Below are 17,910 nucleotides of genomic sequence, written 5' to 3'. Positions count from 1 at the left end.
CGGGGTATAGCGCAGTCTGGTAGCGCGCCTGCTTTGGGAGCAGGATGTCGGGAGTTCGAATCTCTCTACCCCGACCACTTTTCCAGCTTTAGTATAAAAGCTGAACTACGGGGTATAGCGCAGTCTGGTAGCGCGCCTGCTTTGGGAGCAGGATGTCGGGAGTTCGAATCTCTCTACCCCGACCAATTCTCTTATGGTAGAGAACTGAAAGGGTCAATCTTCGGATTGACCCTTTTTTGTTTGTGTCAAAAACATTCAAAACATACCTGTCGTTTATCCTCTCCTCCACTTTCTAAATCACAGTTTCCTCCTACACTTCCCGGGTTGTTTGCAGAGTCGTTCCGGGAGTTCGTCGTGAAAAAAGCCCAGCTCTTAACCGCCGTTGCGGTCAGCACTCTTTTATCCGGGTGTGCGAACCATAACGTTAAGTTTGATGAATGGTGGAAGTGTGCGCTGGCCGGTGGTGCTGTAGGTGGAGCTGGCGGTGCAATGGAAAGCAGTGAGGCTGCTGGGTGGGGAGCATTAGGTGGTGCAGTTATTGGTGGAGTTGTCTGTGCCGTAACTGGGGATCGGGCTGAATCAGAAATCACCTGCCCGATTATGGTTCAGGGCTGGGATGTTAAGAAATATGGTTGCCCGAAAGATTCTGATGGCGATGGAGTACCAGACAGTCTTGATAAGTGCATGAATACTCCACCGGGAGCCCGGGTCGACGCTAGTGGTTGCCCTATTGTTCGGAAGGTTGTGCTTGAACCTATACATTTTCAGTCGGCTTCTGCACAACTGTCAGAACATGCTAAATCAATATTGCGCAAAGAAGCTGATTTTCTCAGACAGTTCCCACATGCCACGATTCACCTGAAAGGTTACACCGATGCTACTGGTCCTAAATCACTGAATCAGAAGCTATCAGAAGATCGGGCATTCTCAGCGCGATCGTACCTGATCGATTTAGGTGTGCAGCCAACTCGCATCTCTGTACATGGCTATGGTGGAGATAACCCTGTTGGCGACAATAAAACAAAAGAAGGGCGACAACTGAATCGTAGAGTTGAAGCACAAATTGAACCAGAAGAAGGTTGATATGGAATCTTTATCGTAAAGCCTCAGCAGTATGAGAGGCTTTACGATGAGTTTGAATTAACCTGGTTCGGTTACATCCAGGCGTGTTTGCTGCTGGTAAAAATCACCATCGAGCATTTTCTTCATACCCTGTAGACTGGCGAAGGGAGTGTCTACAATCAAAGCATTAATCAGCCAGGTAGGCAGTTCTCCACCAGGGTTTACATGTGCTTGGTAAGCTATTTCTACCTGTTTGTCAGACTTTGGCGTTAAAACCCAAGAGGCATTCATTTCCGGAATTCGCACAAGACCATCTTGAACGGGTTTCAGGTCAGGCTTGGCTGACAGTTTAATAGTTACAGTCAGGCTTTCCGGATCTTGTTCCATAATGCTGAGAATAACTGCGTCCCTGTCTGTAGCGGGCCATGGCAGTTTATTAACAACATAGTTCCAAGTGCTTTTCCCCTCAGACTTTATTCGGGTAAGAGACTGGCAGTTGTATATCCATTCCGGTCCTGCTTCAGGGTCATCTAATAGGGCAACAACAGCAGAAAGACTGCTTGGCAGGGTCATTACGCCTTTAAATTCTTTGATCGGAGACCCCTCAATACTTCGGACATAGACATCTATACCGTTTTTGCTTTTTTCCAGGGACCAGGGTTCTTCTGCACTGGAAAGCCGCGCCCCCAGCAAAAAAATAAGTGTCAGGAATAAAAACGGGACAGGTAGTTTGCGTAACGAGTTTTTCACGGCTTTTCTTCTAATTATTGATATGAAAGTGACTGCTTTAAGAAAATCATACACGCAGAGCTTTACCAAAGGGAATAGCGAGGGAACAAACGCAGGCAGTTATAAATCTAATCAGATAACAGACGTGTTTTTGGAGTGTTTATGAAACCACTTTCAATCTTGATTTCCGGAGCTGGTATCACAGGCCTTGCTACTGCCCGTTCTTTGGTATCCGCGGGGCATAAAGTTCAAATATTTGAAAGAACTCAAAGGCGAGGGAAAGGTGGAGCCGGAATCGCTTTACCAGCTAATGCAACATTACAGCTTGATAGGTTGGGTGTTTTGGAAGATGTTCAGAAGATAAGCCAGCAGGGTAGAGAAATGGTTTACCGCAAGAGTTGTGGTGCCATACTTTGCAAAGAGACTTTTGATAATCTGCACCCGGCAGGAACCCCTTTTCTCGCTTTACCCCACAATGACTTGCATCAGGTGTTGGAGAGAAGCATTAGTGAGGTACCAGTTCATAGAGGGTGTACGGTAAAGCAGTTTAAGCAGCACGCTAATGGTGTCGACGTAGAACTGGATAATGGGAAAAAGTTTCACGGAGATTTGTTGCTGGCTTGTGATGGTATTCATTCACAAATCAGGCAAACGATTTACCCAAGTATTGAACTGTCTGACCTGGGACTATTTTGCTGGCGATTTATGACAGAAAAACCTGACGGTGTTCAAACTGACCCGCAGTTGTTTTTGGGGAGAAGCACAGCCTTTTTGATTTATCCGCTTATTAATAACCGTGTCTATTGCTATGGGCATATAGCCGACAGATGTAGAAAACCCTTACCTGCTGATAAAGCAAGAGAAGAATTAACTTCACACTTCAAAGACTACTGCTCCCCTGTTCAGTCGGTGTTAACAAGTTTACCTCCAGATACTCGCTTGATTTGCGGTCGTATGCCGGTGATGCCTATCCCCATATGGGGTGATGGGAGGATTCTTATTCTGGGAGATGCGGCCCATGGGTGTGGGCCAATTCTGCAACAGGGAGTGGCTCAAGGGTTAGAAGATGCAACTCTCCTGACAGAAGAACTCAATACCACCGACGATTTAAATCAGGCTTTGCATAGCTTTGCTCGTCGAAGAAGTGCTCGGGTTAATTGGGTAGGGAATTACTCTAACACTCAACTCAAAGATCTATCTTCTGCCGAAGAGAAAAGTAGAAATGAGTCGCTAAAACAGAATGGCCCTATTCATACCAATGGCTGGAAACAGTTGTTCAAAATGCCGTTATAAATTCACTCAGAGGTAGTTCTGTTTTGTTTTAGGTGGACGCTTTCTTCGGGAGGTTTTAGTTGCTGCTTGTTTTGTCGATTTAGGGAAAAGAGTAGTATTTAACTCGTATACGGCTTGAAGGTAGTTCTCAATAGCTTTGGGCAAGCCGGGTATGGCTGTATCCAGGACGGCTACAAGGTTTTCAGTATTACCTTCACTTTTATCAATGGCACTTTCTACAATTTGTTCAAAGCTGAGGTCGTCTGTAATGAGGGCGTTGATTTTTTTCTGGGCTACTTCTGCTTTTAAAGCTAGATAACCTGCATCTTCTAAGCGTTTTTCTGGCTCAACGTTGGATACGACATCCTTTTGTAACAGTTCTTCCATATCAAGAAACGATGCAAGTGCACTTGCTTGCTTGAGGTGGCTATTCAGTTGTTGGCGAAGGGGGCTTTTTGAGGGCATAGTAAAATTTAAAATATACTCTTGAAGAATTTTTTAACTTTTTTGACTGGCTTATGAACAACTTCATTTGCAACTTTGTTTGCAGTTTTCTTGGTTTCTCTCGCGACATCGTTGGCAACATCTTTAACTTTGTTCTCTGCCTTTTTGGCAGCTTGTTCTATCTTATCCACTCCAGAATCAAACTGGTTCTTTACATTTTTAAACTGCTTATTCAATGATTTAAGGGATGAAAAAATATCTTCTTTGAAGAAGTCTTCTACTTTCCCCGCACCATCTTTTATGCCATAGCCAATGCTGGTCGCACTGTTTTTAATGCCATTACCTGCTTTCGAAAAAGCACTAGAGATTTGCTGTCCGGCTTCGCTAAAGGAGTTGCCAACCTTTTGGGCGTTACTTTCAATGTTTTTACCAGCCCTGGAAAAGGCATCAGTAATGTCCTGCCCCGCATCTTCAAAAGATTCACCGACCTTTTGTCCCGCCTCTGAAAATGCATTTCCTACAGTGTTTACTGACTGAGTCACACCACCTCCAATGTGATTACCAAAGAGGGTGAAGTTGTCTTTAAGACTATGGCCGATATTTTCAAACCCTTGTTTATAATGATTGCCAACAGCCTTAAAGCCATTCAGGGAAGATTGGGCTGCATCGTTGAAGACTTGTTTGGTTTCCAGCCCTATTTTGGAGAAACCTTGGGCGGCTAGAAATAATGCTGTTTCCCCAAGACCTGGTTCTTCCATGTGCATTTCTTCATTGATACTGCCAGATGGGCTGGAAGGTGGTGGTGACTGTGATCCCAGTTGCTCGCTTGCTGAGGTAAACGTTTGGGAAAGGGTGTTGCCTGTCTGAGCGTAGCCGTCGCTAATCACCTGAGCTGAAGACTCTACACTGCTTCCAAGATCGTTGATCCAGGATTCAAAATCATTCCAGGCGTCTTCGTTAACCAGAGTTTGGGGTTGCTGCAAAGCCTGGGTGATTTTCTCTCCGGTTTCGCGAGTTGAGTCTGCCAGGGAGGACATTTGTTTTTCAATGTCTAGACCGCTCTGGCGAAAGCCATTTTCAACCTGAACTGCGACCTGTGAGACCGTCTTCCCTATTTCAGGGTTTTCCTGACCCAGTGTACGTGCGGCTTGCTCTATACCTTTACGTACATCGTTGCCCGCAACCTTAAGACCAGCATTCATAACCCGGCTGGAGTTTTCAAAGCCATCGGCCAGAGTTGTTGCTACAGCCCCAAGTTTTCCTTTCCCAATCTCATCTGAGGCTTGGCTAATAGCCGTGCTCATAAGATCAGCGGCACGCTCGGCGGCTTTTTCCATTTTATCGCCAGCTTTATGGAACCCCCCTTCCATCTGGCGAACCACCGTTTGCGGTGTGATCTCAACATTCTTTGGTGCGGCCTCTTGCGCTGGGGTCGTTTCCTGAGTTTTGTTCTCTGCTGGCACTGAAGCTGTGGCTTTAGCCTCTGCTCTTGCCGCGAACTGAGCCTGAGCCTCTTTAATATCTTTAAGAACAGGTTGGTAGTTGAATGAGCGAATTTGGCTGAAAGGGGTAAGAAAAGCTCTGAATGTGGCTTTTAGTGTGGATGTTGTACCCTCAGGAGACTCAGTGTTCAGGACTCGGGCCGAGAGGCTGGGATTTATACCCGATGCTCCCCGTGATGAACCGATATCCATACCTGTTTCCCTTTGAGATGTTCCTGTTCAGATTAGTACATTGAGCTATATAGCTCTAACTGTTTAATCCAAACCGTAAGATTCATCTAGACTTTCTGAAAGTAGGGTGCATCTCGTTAAATCCGTAACGAATCGTCGATTTCACTGCGATAGCCCTCAATACCACACGATATTCAACTTTCACTGAGACTCTTTTTCAGTGCTTCCGGGGAGACAATATGCAGGTGGAACCCGCTGTTCTCATCACATTTCTGGTGTACTTTCTCGGTATGCTCGGTTTGGGGCTGTTGGCCTGGCACAGGACTAACACCAGTGAGGACTATTTCCTCGGAGGACGCTCCCTTGGTCCCTGGACAACTGCGCTGAGTGCCAGTGCTTCGGATATGAGTGGCTGGTTGTTACTAGGATTGCCGGGGTACGCCTTTGCTGCAGGAATGGAAGCATTCTGGCTGGCTGGAGGCATCCTGCTGGGAACCTGGGCTAACTGGTTGCTTGTTGCTCGCCGGTTACGTGTTTTCAGTGAAGCCGCGGGCAATGCCCTGACCCTGCCAGAATATTTCTCCAATCGCTTTCATGATAAAGGCCGTGCCCTGCAGATGATTTCTGCGGGTTTTATTATTCTTTTCTTCCTGTTTTACACCAGTGCGGGGCTGGTTGCTGGCGGCAAACTGTTTGAAACCGCATTTGGGCTGGACTATCGCATTGCTGTGATAGTGGGGGCGGTCAGTGTCATCTCTTACACATTATTTGGTGGATACCTAGCGGTTTGCTGGACAGATTTTGTTCAGGGTTTGATGATGGCTGCAGCTCTGGTGGCTGTTCCTTTGGTTGTTATTGATCAGGTTGGTGGTTTTCAGCAGGTGGTGCAGACCCTGGATCATCATAATCCGGCACTGCTTAATCCTTTCACTGACAAAACCGGTGAACCACTGGATATGATTCTGGTTTTATCCCTTCTTGGCTGGGGGCTGGGTTATTTTGGTCAGCCCCATATTCTTGCTCGCTTTAAGGGGATTCGTAGTCAGAAAGATCTTCCTGTTGCTCGTGCAGTAGCGGTTGGCTGGAGTGGAATATGTCTGGTAGCGGCTTTGATGGTTGGCCTGGCCGGGCTGGTGTACCACCTGAATACCGGGGTGATTGTTACCGACCCTGAGCAGATTTTTATGGTTCTCGTGGGGACACTCTTTAATCCTGTAGTGGCCGGTATTCTGCTAGCGGCTATATTAGCAGCGGTCATGAGTACGGCTGATTCCCAGTTGCTGGTTTGTTCCACGGCTTTTGCAGAAGACTTTTATAAAGATGTTTTTCATCCAGAGGCCGATCAGCAACGGGTGCTTTGGGTCGGACGACTAGCTGTCGTGGGAATTGCTGCCATTGCAACAATGTTGGCACTGGACCCTGAAAGTAGTGTTTTAGGAATGGTTGCCTATGCATGGGCCGGGTTTGGGGCAGCTTTTGGGCCGGCACTTATTATTAGTTTGTTCTGGGACAAAATGACCCGCAATGGTGCTCTTGCAGGTATTCTGACCGGAGGACTGACAGTCGTTATCTGGAACCAATTCAGTGGCGGCATTTTTGAGCTGTATGAGCTGATTCCGGGTTTTGTGGTGTCTTGTCTCTCAATAGCTGTGGTCAGCCTGGCAGACCAAACACCATCGGCTGAGGTACAGAGCATTTTTTCAAGAATAAAGCGTCATTTGGAAATTGTTGATGCTTAAAAGTGTTGACCATTATTAGTAGTCTTGATACTTAATAAGCAGCACCTTGCCCGGGCGTCTGTTCGGGCTTCTTCATAAGAGAATGATAATACCGGCGCCCATTGATGATGGCAGGCACCACAAGTGTCGCTGCGTCACAGGCAGCCAGACGGAGGAGTTATGACTGAGTATTCTTCATCTGAACTGATGGAACTTGAGCATAAGTATGGGGCTCATAATTATCACCCTTTGCCCGTTGTACTGGATAAAGGGAAGGGAGCTAAAGTCTGGGATGTTGAAGGACGAGAATATTTCGATTTTCTTTCTGCATATTCAGCGGTAAACCAGGGGCATTGTCACCCCAAAATCATTCAAGCCATGACCGAGCAGGCTGAACGTCTGACTCTGACCTCCCGGGCTTTCCATAGCAGTGCCCTTGGTGTGTTTGAAAAATACATGGCTGAGTATTTTGGCTTTGATAAGGTTCTGGCCATGAATACCGGGGCTGAAGCTGTTGAAACAGCTATCAAGCTGTGTCGGAAGTGGGCGTACCAGAAAAAAGGCATTGAATCCCATAAAGCCAGAATTCTGGTTTGTGATGGAAACTTCCACGGCCGTACCACAACCATAATTTCCTTCTCCAATGATGAAGAGGCCAGGGCTGATTATGGCCCTTACACTCCCGGGTTTACCCGTGTCCCATACAATGACCTGGCGGCTATGGAAGAAGCCATGCAGGCACCCGATGTTGCCGGTGTGTTGATTGAGCCGATTCAGGGAGAAGCGGGGGTTATTATCCCGGAAGAAGGCTTCCTGAAAGGGGTAAGGGAGTTATGTACCAAACATAATGCGCTGATGCTGGCGGATGAAGTCCAGACAGGTATTGCTAGAACCGGTAAATTGCTGGCTGTTAACTACGAAGATGTTCGGCCGGACGTTTTGATTCTGGGTAAAGCCGTGTCAGGTGGTGTGTACCCTGTTTCTGCTGTTCTGGCAGATGATGACATTATGCTCTGCATCAAGCCTGGTCAGCATGGCTCGACCTATGGTGGCAACCCAATGGCCTGTCAGGTAGCTATGTCAGCACTGGATGTGGTTCGTGATGAGAAGCTGGCCGAGAATGCTGATATTCAGGGCGAAGCCTTACGTGCAGGGTTGCGGGAGATTTCTCATCCACTGTTAAAAACTGTTCGTGGTCGCGGGCTACTGAATGCCATTGATATTGAACCTGCTGATGGCATTGATGCTTGGAAGGTTTGCCTCAAGCTGGCGGAAAATGGTTTGCTGGCAAAGCCGACCCATGATCACACCATCCGTTTCTCTCCACCTCTGGTCATTACCAGTGAAGAGATTCAGGAGTGTATTGCTATTTTGAAGAAGACTTTCGCAGAGCTGTAAAAGTCGCCTTGTGAAAAGGTAATAAAAAAGGCCTCGATTGTTTTAATCGAGGCCTTTGTTTTTCTGGCTGATTCTCCGTTACTCAAGAAGCATGTAGAAAGGCCAATACAAAGCACCTGCAACTAATACCCACAGGGCGACATCACCAATAACTTTCTCCATTTTCAAGAGTCGACGGGATTGCTTCCGATTCACAACGGCTTCCTTGCTGAATAAGTAAAAATTTAGGGTTGATGGGAAGCCGCTTCAGAACACCTGTCGGGCCGCCACAAACTTCAGTTAAGACGACCCTTCAGGAATTGCGACCAGAAATTCATAATCATTTCTTATGGTTCTGGGGGTGATTATTACTTTCCTTTGAAAATACCCTAAATACAGGGGGGATTCGGACTAGCTGGTTTGGGCTGGAGTACGTGCAAACGGGTTGGTCATGGTTGATGAGTAGCCAGCCAGAATCACCCCTGGGTGCCGAAATTGAATTTTCCTGCGAATCTGTGAAACCCTACGCCGGGGCAGGTCGACCAGAACAAGACAGGCCCCGGAATCAATATCTTTCTGGAATCTTGCAATACGATAGTTCAAGCGAGATATGCCCATCAGCCCTCCGGACCAGGCACCAAACAGTGTGAAGACGAGGGTTGTAAAAACCACTTCCGCAATGCCAAAGCTATTTGGAATTAGCTGAAGAACATGCACCGCGTATGACCACACCAAACTGATACAGAAACCAATAATGGCACCGCGTTCGCCAAGGTGGATAAGGTCATAACGCTGGAAGAAGTGGGCAGGGTGAATATGATGGTGGTAGAGCCCGGCATCATCGGTGCTGAGCCCATGAATTCGCCACTCCCCAACACCTGCCCGCCGCAGATCACTGATCAGGCAGTCTGCTTCGTCAACAGAGTGGGTAAGATAGTAGAGCCGCTTCATATTTTGACTCCCGAAATAGTCTGCCCCTCGAACGGGCAGTGCATTCAGTATATGAAGCGCTCATAGAAGCAATAAACGGATTTGCTCTTTCTATATGTCTTTTGCTTATCAGGCGAAGGTGTGTTTCTTTTTCAGCAGATTCTTAAAGCGGGCCTGCTTTTCTTCTTCACTCAATGCTTCTGCGGGAGGCAGGTCAGGAACCAGCGGGCTGGTATCAAGAGTGGAAGGGGCGGTGCTTTCAGGTTCATTGGTTTTTCCTTTTTCCATCCACTCATCCATCACATCCAGAGCTTCCAGAAGTCCGGCTTCATCGGGATGCTCTTCCGGCATGGCATCCAACTTGGTTGCAATAGCTGTGCGAATGCGAAGAAGTTCTTCCTGAGAGGCAGTGCTGCCATTGTCAGCAAGCCACTGACGGGCAGATTCACCATTGGTGGCCATGTATCTACAAATCCTTGGTCTTTTCAGGCGGGGAATTCTACCACAGCTCCTGAATGGTGCCTGCTGTTTTCATAACCTGTAACTACCGTTTATCGCTGTTTCGGTATATACCAGCCTGTGATCTGGCCTCTGGCATCCTAAAATAGTGGCTCATCCTAGTCATGACGGATCATGAACGTAAACGCGCATCAGTTTCCATCGCTTTTAACGGTGGCAAGGGACCTATTGGTCGAAAAAATTATCGGTGTTGAGCCGGGTACCGGCTGGCACAGGCTGGAACAACAAATTGATTGTCCGGTTAGTGACAACTGCATCGAACAGCTGGTCTGGCTTGCAGCGGGAAGTGGTGTGCGTATTTTCTGGGCAAACAGAGAGAGTTCTCTGGTTTCAGCCGGGCAGGGTGTGGCTCTTTCAATCAGTATTGGTGATACCATTTCCCCCTGGCAGGTTTTGCGTGAGAGCGGTTCTCTGGTTCAGGAGGTTCTTGCAGCTTGCCCCGGAACCCGCTTTTACGGTGGCATGGCATTTTCTGATCAGGGTGAAGATCACTGGCCTGGATTTGGAGGTGGTGAAATTCTGCTTCCCCGCTTTGAATTACTGAGTCATCAGGGGCAACTGGCCCTGGCCTGTAATCTCCAGCTTCCCCCCGGTTCTCAAGGCGTGGTTCTTAAAGAGCAGATACTGGCTGAGGCTCGGTCTTTGGCTACAGTGGAAGACTTGGAGCAGTTTCCTAAAGCTCTACCGGTTGCCACTGTAACAGGCAATATTCCCGCACGGGGTGACTGGGAAGCCCAAGTAGATATAGCTCTTGATGAGCTGAAACAAGAGCACCTGGCCAAGGTGGTTTTGTCGCGGGAGCAGACTCTTTCCCTCAATAGTGGGTTGTGCCCCTGGTCAATGTTGATGTACTGGCAGGCTATGACTCCGGAAACCTACCGCTTTGCTCTTTGGAATGAGCGGAACGAATGCTTTTTCGGCGCCTCTCCGGAGAGCCTTTATCATCGCCAAAAGCAGAGGCTGGATAGTGAAGCCCTGGCAGGAACAGCGCCAAGAGGTGAGACATCGGTGCTGGATCGTAAACTGGCCGCCAGTCTGTTAGCAGATGATAAAAATCGCCGGGAGAATTCGCTGGTTATGCGGGCGATTACCAGTGCTTTGTCTGAATGCAGTGAAAGTGTGGAGTGCACTGCTGATACTAATCTGGTCAAACTGCGCAGTGTTCAGCATCTGCGGCAAAAAGTGCGGGCTTATCTGAAACCAGATATTTCTGATGCCGAGTTGATTGAACGTTTACACCCAACCCCTGCAATGGGCGGAGCACCCAAAGCAGAAGCTCTCTCTCTGATTCGGCAGCTGGAGACACACCAGCGGGGCTGGTATTCCGGGCCTTTTGGAATGATTGAGCGAGATGGGGCAGATATTGCCGTTGCCATCCGTTGTGCTCTGCTTCAGGAGAAAACTTTGCGCTTATATTCCGGCGTTGGTCTGGTTCCAGGGTCTCGCGCTGATGAGGAATGGGCAGAGCTTGATAGTAAGTTGAAAACCGTACAATCCCTGCTGAATATTGAGTTGTGAGCACCTGATGCAAGAAGACAAAGATTTTACCAGTCTGTGGTGCGACCTGCTGTTTGAAGAGCTGTATCGTAATGGCATTCGGCAGATTTGTCTTGCTCCAGGATCCCGCAGTGCACCACTGACTCTGGCTGCAGATCGCCATACCGGCCTGACCTGTCATTGTCACTATGATGAAAGAGGGCTGGGCTTTTTTGCTCTGGGTATGGCCAGAGCTCTTGGAGAGCCTGTTGTTATTATCACCACCTCAGGCACCGCAGTAGCAAACCTTTCTCCGGCTCTCCATGAAGCGCGGGAAACAGGCATTCCATTACTGGCATTAACTGCGGATCGGCCACCGGAGTTACTTGGCTGCGGTGCTAACCAGACCCTGAATCAACAGGGGATTTTTGGTTCCTGCCCGGTAAATAGTGTGTATCTGCCCAGTCCGGAGCCTTCTTTGCCTGCCCGCTGGTTGCTCGCCACAATCGATGAAGCTGTTGCTGTGTTGAAACGCCCGGATAGTGGAGTCGTGCATATTAATCAGCAGCTAAGGGAACCTCTTTACGGCCATGGGGAGAAGTTTGATCAATCTTCTTGGTTGTCTCCTGTAAAAGGCTGGGTTGAAGGATCTTCGCCTGTTTGTGAGTGGCCTCAGATTTCATCTCAGACAGCTGAAAGCCTGGAAGGGCATAACAGGGTTGTGGTTATTGCTGGCGCTCTGTCTCCGGCTGAAAGCCAATCGGTAAAGTACTTAATTGAAAAAACAGGCCCACTTCTGATTGCGGATATTCAGTCAGGGCTGCATGGGCATCCTCAAGTTTTAACCTGTTCGGATCTACTGCTGGCTAATGAGACAATCGAAGAGAAGCTGCATCAGGCTTCACTCGTTCTTCAGTTTGGGCGGCGTTTTGTCAGCAAGCGTCTCGGCCAGTGGCTGACGAGATGGCAGGGTGAGCATTGGTTTATTGATCCCCGGCAGGATCGCCATGATCCTTTTGGTTCAGTAACCCGCAGAGTGAGTGTATCGATTGAGGGTTTTTGCCATAACTTGAAGCTTTCAGCTCAGGATAAGGAGTGGTCAGGTTCTCTGGTTCAATGTGCTCAAAAGCTTGGCAATGATGTTGATGCAGAAATAAACGCTGGCTCTGGACTAACAGAACCCTGGGCGGTTCGGGAAATAAAAACAGCGTTGGATCATCAGCAACTGTTTCTCGGAAATAGCATGCCAATTCGCCTGTTTGACAGCCTGACTACGCAACCACTGTATAGCAATGCTGTTGCCAATAGAGGTGTCAGTGGAATTGATGGACTGGTGGCCTCCGCAGCGGGTCACGCCGTTGGCTCAGGCCAGAAAACTGTTTTGGTGATAGGTGACCTGTCACTACTTCATGATCTGAACTCTCTACATCTGGCCGCTAAACATGGCTTGCTGGTGGTTGTTCTGAACAACAGTGGTGGCAGTATTTTTAATATTTTCCCTGTATCCAGCGCTAATGCTCAGTCACAGTATTTTCAGGTTGAGCATGATCTGCAGTTTTTTGGTGCTGCGAATATGTTTGGCCTTCGTTATTGTCAACCAGAGACAAGAGAGAACTTTCAGAAACAGCTCTATGAGTCATTGAACTGCTCGCAGGGCACATTGATTGAAGTATGTACTCCACCTTCTGAAGCAACAGATATGTTTGCCGGTTTGAAAGCCCGTTCTCAGGATATGTTATGGAGCTGAATCTTATTGGTCGCGGAGGGCACGGTCGTGCTCTGGTGATGCTTCACGGTTTTCTGGGCTCGGGAGAAGATTGGTTACCGGTAGTGCCTTTTTTGAGAGAACACTACCACTGCTACACCATTGACCTGCCGGGACATGGAGGGAGTGAGAGGGTTGAGAACCCAACAGTGAATACTTTTGCAGAAACTGTTTACTGTACGCTAAAGAGTCACAATCTTCTTCCAGCAATACTCGTCGGCTACTCCCTTGGGGGCCGGGTTGCTATGGCTTCAGCAAATCGTTGGGGCGAAGAACTATCAGGCCTGATTTTGGAAGGTGCTCATCCAGGCTTAACATCTCCTGAAGAGAAAGAGCAGAGGTTAGCGAATGATCGGCGTTGGGCTGAAAGGTTCAAAACCGAAGATTTAAACTCGGTATTGGATGACTGGTATTGCCAGCCTGTATTTAGTTCTTTATCGAGTGAAGAGCGAGCGATTCTGGTTCAGGAACGCTGTACTCAAAATAACGGTACAGAGTTGGCGGATATATTGATGGGGTGCAGTTTGGCAGAGCAGGAAAACTTATGGCCGTTTTTTGAAAAAGCTACCTGCTTGGTTGGCTATTTGGCCGGTGAAAATGATCACAAGTTTACTGCTCTGAAAGAACGGTTAAGTGACCTTGCTGATATTCGTACGGCAACAGTGCAGGGGGCAGGCCATAATACTCACCGTGATAACCCTAAGGAGTTTGCTGCCGCGCTCATAGGGCTAAACAAGGAAAAGCGCAGATAAGCCATTTCCTAAAAAGCCTGTGAATGGGCTTTTTAGGAAATTGTTATTTTCCCACCTGAAGTAAAGCTGAAGATAAATTTATGACCACATCCCCTGTTCGTGATGCTCTTGCCTGGAACTGCTGTTCTGAAGGTTACGAAGATATTCTTTATCACAAGGCAGAAGGTATTGCCCGAATCACCATTAACCGTCCACGGGTTCATAATGCTTTTCGACCTCTGACTGTTATGGAAATGCAGAAGGCACTGGACGACGCTCGTCGTGATAGTGAAGTCGGCGTTATTATTCTCTGTGGCGCTGGTGGTAAAGCATTCTGTTCCGGTGGCGATCAAAAGATTCGTGGTGATTCCGGCTATAAAGATGATAAAGGTGTTCATCATCTGAACGTTTTGGATTTCCAGCGTCAGATCCGTACCTGCCCTAAACCTGTTGTAGCGATGGTTGCCGGTTATTCTATTGGTGGCGGCCATGTTCTGCATATGATCTGTGATTTAACTATTGCTGCTGAAAATGCTGTTTTTGGTCAAACCGGTCCAAAGGTTGGTTCTTTTGATGGTGGCTATGGCGCAAGCTATATGGCCCGCTTGGTTGGTCAGAAGAAGGCTCGTGAAATTTGGTTCTTGTGTCGTCAATACTCTGCAAAAGAAGCGCTGGATATGGGGCTGGTAAACACAGTCGTGCCTCTGGAAGAACTGGAAGAAGTGACCGTGGAGTGGTGTCGTGAGATGCTGCGCAACTCTCCACTGGCACTGCGTTGCCTGAAATCTGCCCTGAATGCTGATTGCGATGGTCAGGCAGGCCTTCAGGAGTTGGCTGGTAATGCGACCATGATGTTCTACATGACTGAAGAAGGTCAGGAAGGTCGGAATGCTTTTGTTGAAAAGCGTGATCCTGACTTCAGCCGCTTCCAGCGCAACCCTTAATGGCTTTTGGTGACCTAAAAGCTTCGGTATACCAATGGTCCCTACCGTTGTCTGGCTCCCTTCCTGGGTGTCCAGACGGCGAGCGGCAGGGGCTGCTTTTGTGGCTGGATAAAGATGGTTCGATTGGCCTTGGCGATTGCGCGCCATTGCCAGGTTTCAGCCAGGAAACTCTGACAGAAGCAAAGGATGCCTTGGTAACTTGTGCTCGAATGCTTGCTGGTAATCCCACAATGCTTGAGGAAATAAACGAGCATGGATTACAAAATACAGTCGCAGCATCCTTAAAGTTACCGTCATCAGTTATTTTTGCGGTTGAGTCTGCGATAGATGGACTGAGTGCTACTAAGTCCAATGGTTTACCTCGCTTAACGCAACCGACTTGTCGGTTTCTGGCGGGTGATAACCAAAGAGTTTTGGCTGCTGCAAAGTCTATAGGATCGGAAAGCAAACTGGTTAAAGTGAAAGTGTCCCGGCAGTCTGTTGCTGACGATATTGCACTGGTTAAACGATTGGATGCCTGTTTACCTGATGATGTGAACATCCGTCTTGATGGAAATCGTCACTGGAATCTGGAGCAGGCACTGGAATTTTCCAGAGTCATACCTCGTAAAAGAATCAATTTTATCGAAGAGCCGCTACTTCAGAGTGCACAGTTGCCGGAGTATATGGCAAAGGGCGGGCTGCCAGTTGCCTTAGATGAAAGCCTTCAAATGGGAAATATCTGGGAAAAAGGTTTCCCAGCGGTTTTTGCTGGGCTGGCGGCACTTGTCGTAAAGCCAACACTAGCTGGTGGTTTATATCGTTGCCGCCAACTTGCCGAGTGTGCCAGAGTGCATAAACTAGAACTGGTTATCAGCTCATCCTATGAAAGTAATATTGGAATAGGTACTCTTGCCCGCCTGGCTGGAAAGGTAGCCTCAAACACGGCCCCTGGTTTGGATACTCTGAGCATTTTTCAAAAATGGCTTATATGTGGTTTTCAAGATCCCAGTTTAGAAACGAAATTTTTCACATCCTGTGAGCAACAAAAACATCGTGAGAACGTAGTACTTCGTGAACAACTGCAACTTATCTGGTCCAGCTATCAACCCTGAAGGGGAACCGCTTGCGTGGCAGGTGTCCCACAATCCTGATGCTGTCGCAATTATGGCCGGGGAGTTGTACTGGACATGGCAAGAGCTGGACCGCCGTGTTCAGGATATGGCCTGTGGGCTTATTGAAGCAGGTCTTACTGAGGGGCAGGTATTGGCAGTATCCTCTGCCAATAGCCCGATGTTGGTAGTTTTGGCTCTGGCCTGTTTGCGCGCCGGGATCATTATTCTGCCCCTGAATCCACGTTTCCCTGAAAAAAAGATCGAAAAAATCACTCAACAAGTGGGCGTGTCTGCATACTGGAGTGATGATGGCGTAATGGAAGAGGGTTGGTCAGGAATAACCTTGCCGGACAGCCTGCACCACTTGAAGGGCGGCCATCGCACGTTCCAATGGAACGATGAGCGTGTATGCACACTGGTGATGACATCAGGCAGCAGTGGCTGCCCAAAAGCTGTTGCCCATAGCTTTTCCTGTCACAGGGCCAGTGCAGAAGCGTCGCAAACAGTTATCCCGTTATCTGAGGGGGATAGCTGGTTATTGTCGTTGCCTTTGTATCATATTGGCGGTTTGGCACTATTATTTCGCTGCTTGTTGTCTGGCGCTTCTATTGTTTTTCCTGATCACCGTTCAGATCTTGCCCAGACTCTTATCAGGCGACAGGTCACCCATGTTTCCATGGTCAATACCCAGCTCTATCGACTTTTGAATGACAAGGACTTTGATCTTGAAAAAAGTGCTGTTCGCATTCTGCTTATGGGCGGAGGGTACGTTTCTGGTGCGCTGGCAGAGCAGGCTCGGGCTCATGGAATCACTGTGTTAACCACTTACGGAATGACAGAGATGGGTTCCCAGATCTGTACAGGGCAGCCTTCATTTCTTGCCTGTGGCGCTTTAACATCTGGTTCACCTCTTCCTCATTGTGAAGTGAAAATATCTGAACAAGAAGAAGTTTATGTTCGTGGAGCATCATTATTCCTTGGATACTGGGAAAAAGGTGGCTTACGTCGTCCATTAACAAAAGATGGCTGGTTTGGCACCGGGGATACCGGTATCTGGAAAGGCGATCAAATCCAGATCAATGGGCGTATTGATAGCCAGTTTATTTCCGGTGGAGAAAATATTCAGCCGGAAACTATAGAGCGCGTTTTACTGGAAGTTTCCGGTATTGAGCAGGTCTTAGTGGTTCCCGTTCCTAATCTGGAGTATGGTCATCGCCCGGTCGCCTATGTGCTCAGCCAAAGCCAGCCAGAAGAAGAGGTATGGTGTTCATATCTTCGGAACCGGTTACCAGGTTTTATGGTGCCAGATCAGTTTTTACCCTGGCCGGATTCCCTGAATGATGGGAATAGTTCTTCCCAATTGAAAAGTAACAGACGAGAACTGGAAAAATTGGCAGTAACATTGTCGAGTAAGGATAAGCAACACAAGTCGCATGATGACCTGTGCCGGAGCAAGCCATGACTGAGAATTCGAATAACCTTGTATCTGCTTGTGCTGAGTTGCCGACAGAAAATGTATCCATTACCCGTGCGTTTATAGCCTATATGTTGCCGCTGGACCTTGCGGCTGCGGTCAATAAAAAAGTAAGACGTTTTGGTCCTGCCGGTGACAACCGTCGTGTACGCTGGACGCCGCCACAGAACTATCACCTGACACTACGTTTTCTGGGGAACAGCTCTCCTGAACAGCTGAGCTCTGTTGCCGAGCAACTGCGACAGCGCCTGACAGATTTTCAGCCATTCGTGTGTATGAGTGGTGGTGTTGATTATCTGCCCAGCCATAATCATCCAAGAGTTATGACCCTGAAAATCCACTCGGGGCGGCGCATGGAGGATTTGCACTCTCTCTGTGAAGATGTCGCTCTGAAAGCAGGCTTTGGTCCGGATAAACGTTTGTTTCGCCCCCACGTCACTTTGGCACGGACCGGCGGCATTGATCGAAGCAATCTTGCAGCGTCTGCTTTCAGTATTCCATGGCGACTGCCGGGGTACCGGCTTCAGGTCGGTGAGGTTGCATTGGTAGCCAGTGAACTGAGTAAAGATGGAAGTCGCTACAAAATACTAGAGTCTTTCCCTTTAGCCTAATCTGTGGCGCCGGGTTGTGTCGTGATCTGCGTGCTGGTTTCGGTTTTTACAAGTGTTGATTGTTATCAATACTGTAGGCATTGATAACAGG

At 48.2% G+C, this 17,910-nt stretch carries 16 protein-coding genes and 2 tRNA genes; 13 read left to right on the top strand and 5 right to left on the bottom strand.

The annotated features are described in order from the left end of the window. The 3 genes from ACY2RR_RS12055 to ACY2RR_RS12045 all read left to right on the top strand — a co-directional run bounded on the left by ACY2RR_RS12055 (position 1) and on the right by ACY2RR_RS12045 (position 1,083). A tRNA-Pro gene (locus tag ACY2RR_RS12055) sits at positions 1-77 on the top strand. Between the two features lie 31 nt (positions 78-108). Then, a tRNA-Pro gene (locus tag ACY2RR_RS12050) sits at positions 109-185 on the top strand. A 169-nt stretch (positions 186-354) separates the two neighbouring features. After that, positions 355-1,083, top strand: a complete 729-nt coding sequence (locus ACY2RR_RS12045; protein ID WP_490108393.1) for an OmpA family protein — start codon at positions 355-357, stop codon at positions 1,081-1,083. A 57-nt stretch (positions 1,084-1,140) separates the two neighbouring features. On the opposite strand, the gene ACY2RR_RS12040 is transcribed toward ACY2RR_RS12045, so the two are convergent. After that, complete coding sequence (locus ACY2RR_RS12040) at positions 1,141-1,812, bottom strand: START domain-containing protein (protein ID WP_490108392.1); 672 nt, start codon at positions 1,810-1,812, stop codon at positions 1,141-1,143. Positions 1,813-1,953: 141 nt separating this feature from the next. Here ACY2RR_RS12040 and ACY2RR_RS12035 point away from each other — a divergent pair, with 141 nt between their 5' ends. Further along, entirely contained in the window at positions 1,954-3,084 is a 1,131-nt protein-coding gene (locus ACY2RR_RS12035) for an FAD-dependent monooxygenase (protein WP_490108391.1), read from the top strand. Between the two features lie 6 nt (positions 3,085-3,090). Here the strand turns inward: ACY2RR_RS12035 and ACY2RR_RS12030 are convergent, their stop codons facing one another. Together ACY2RR_RS12030 and ACY2RR_RS12025 are read right to left on the bottom strand one after the other, a co-directional pair. After that, positions 3,091-3,450 carry a hypothetical protein gene (locus ACY2RR_RS12030; protein WP_490108390.1) on the bottom strand — a complete coding sequence of 120 codons (360 nt, stop codon included), beginning with the start codon at positions 3,448-3,450 and terminating at the stop codon, positions 3,091-3,093. Positions 3,451-3,536: 86 nt separating this feature from the next. After that, a complete protein-coding gene (locus tag ACY2RR_RS12025) occupies positions 3,537-5,201 on the bottom strand; it encodes a hypothetical protein (protein WP_490108389.1) in 1,665 nt (554 codons plus the stop codon). Between the two features lie 218 nt (positions 5,202-5,419). Between ACY2RR_RS12025 and putP the strand changes: the two genes are divergently transcribed. Continuing rightward, positions 5,420-6,919: a sodium/proline symporter PutP gene (gene putP, locus ACY2RR_RS12020; protein WP_490108388.1), complete on the top strand. Its 1,500-nt coding sequence runs from the start codon at positions 5,420-5,422 to the stop codon at positions 6,917-6,919. A 159-nt stretch (positions 6,920-7,078) separates the two neighbouring features. Next, positions 7,079-8,296 (top strand): ornithine--oxo-acid transaminase, encoded by a 1,218-nt coding sequence (gene rocD / locus ACY2RR_RS12015; RefSeq protein ID WP_490108387.1) that lies wholly within the window; start codon positions 7,079-7,081, stop codon positions 8,294-8,296. Positions 8,297-8,686: 390 nt separating this feature from the next. Here rocD and ACY2RR_RS12010 read toward each other — a convergent pair whose 3' ends face one another. Continuing rightward, entirely contained in the window at positions 8,687-9,226 is a 540-nt protein-coding gene (locus ACY2RR_RS12010) for a hypothetical protein (protein ID WP_490108386.1), read from the bottom strand. Positions 9,227-9,334: 108 nt separating this feature from the next. Continuing rightward, positions 9,335-9,667 (bottom strand): hypothetical protein, encoded by a 333-nt coding sequence (locus ACY2RR_RS12005; protein ID WP_490108385.1) that lies wholly within the window; start codon positions 9,665-9,667, stop codon positions 9,335-9,337. Between the two features lie 171 nt (positions 9,668-9,838). Between ACY2RR_RS12005 and ACY2RR_RS12000 the strand changes: the two genes are divergently transcribed. From ACY2RR_RS12000 to thpR, 7 genes are all read left to right on the top strand, one after another. Next, the gene (locus ACY2RR_RS12000) at positions 9,839-11,242 is read left to right on the top strand and encodes an isochorismate synthase (protein WP_490108384.1); all 1,404 of its coding nucleotides are present in this window, start codon (positions 9,839-9,841) and stop codon (positions 11,240-11,242) included. A 7-nt stretch (positions 11,243-11,249) separates the two neighbouring features. Then, positions 11,250-12,947, top strand: a complete 1,698-nt coding sequence (menD, locus tag ACY2RR_RS11995) for a 2-succinyl-5-enolpyruvyl-6-hydroxy-3-cyclohexene-1-carboxylic-acid synthase (protein WP_490108383.1) — start codon at positions 11,250-11,252, stop codon at positions 12,945-12,947. Then, a complete protein-coding gene (gene menH, locus ACY2RR_RS11990; RefSeq protein WP_490108382.1) occupies positions 12,938-13,717 on the top strand; it encodes a 2-succinyl-6-hydroxy-2,4-cyclohexadiene-1-carboxylate synthase in 780 nt (259 codons plus the stop codon). The genes menD and menH overlap by 10 nt, the downstream gene beginning before the upstream one ends. An 80-nt stretch (positions 13,718-13,797) precedes the next feature. Next, positions 13,798-14,640: a 1,4-dihydroxy-2-naphthoyl-CoA synthase gene (gene menB / locus ACY2RR_RS11985; protein ID WP_490108381.1), complete on the top strand. Its 843-nt coding sequence runs from the start codon at positions 13,798-13,800 to the stop codon at positions 14,638-14,640. After that, positions 14,640-15,734 (top strand): o-succinylbenzoate synthase, encoded by a 1,095-nt coding sequence (gene menC / locus ACY2RR_RS11980; RefSeq protein ID WP_490108380.1) that lies wholly within the window; start codon positions 14,640-14,642, stop codon positions 15,732-15,734. Before menB ends, menC begins: the two co-directional genes overlap by 1 nt. Then, complete coding sequence (gene menE, locus ACY2RR_RS11975; RefSeq protein WP_490108379.1) at positions 15,694-17,196, top strand: o-succinylbenzoate--CoA ligase; 1,503 nt, start codon at positions 15,694-15,696, stop codon at positions 17,194-17,196. The genes menC and menE overlap by 41 nt, the downstream gene beginning before the upstream one ends. Further along, entirely contained in the window at positions 17,193-17,819 is a 627-nt protein-coding gene (gene thpR, locus ACY2RR_RS11970) for an RNA 2',3'-cyclic phosphodiesterase (RefSeq protein ID WP_490108378.1), read from the top strand. Before menE ends, thpR begins: the two co-directional genes overlap by 4 nt. Positions 17,820-17,910: the final 91 nt, after the last annotated feature.

The sequence above is a fragment of the Parendozoicomonas sp. 2304DJ65-17 genome (assembly GCF_058148445.1).
The sequence above is the reverse complement of the archived record's forward strand: the minus strand, read 5'-3'. Positions and strand labels throughout refer to the sequence as shown.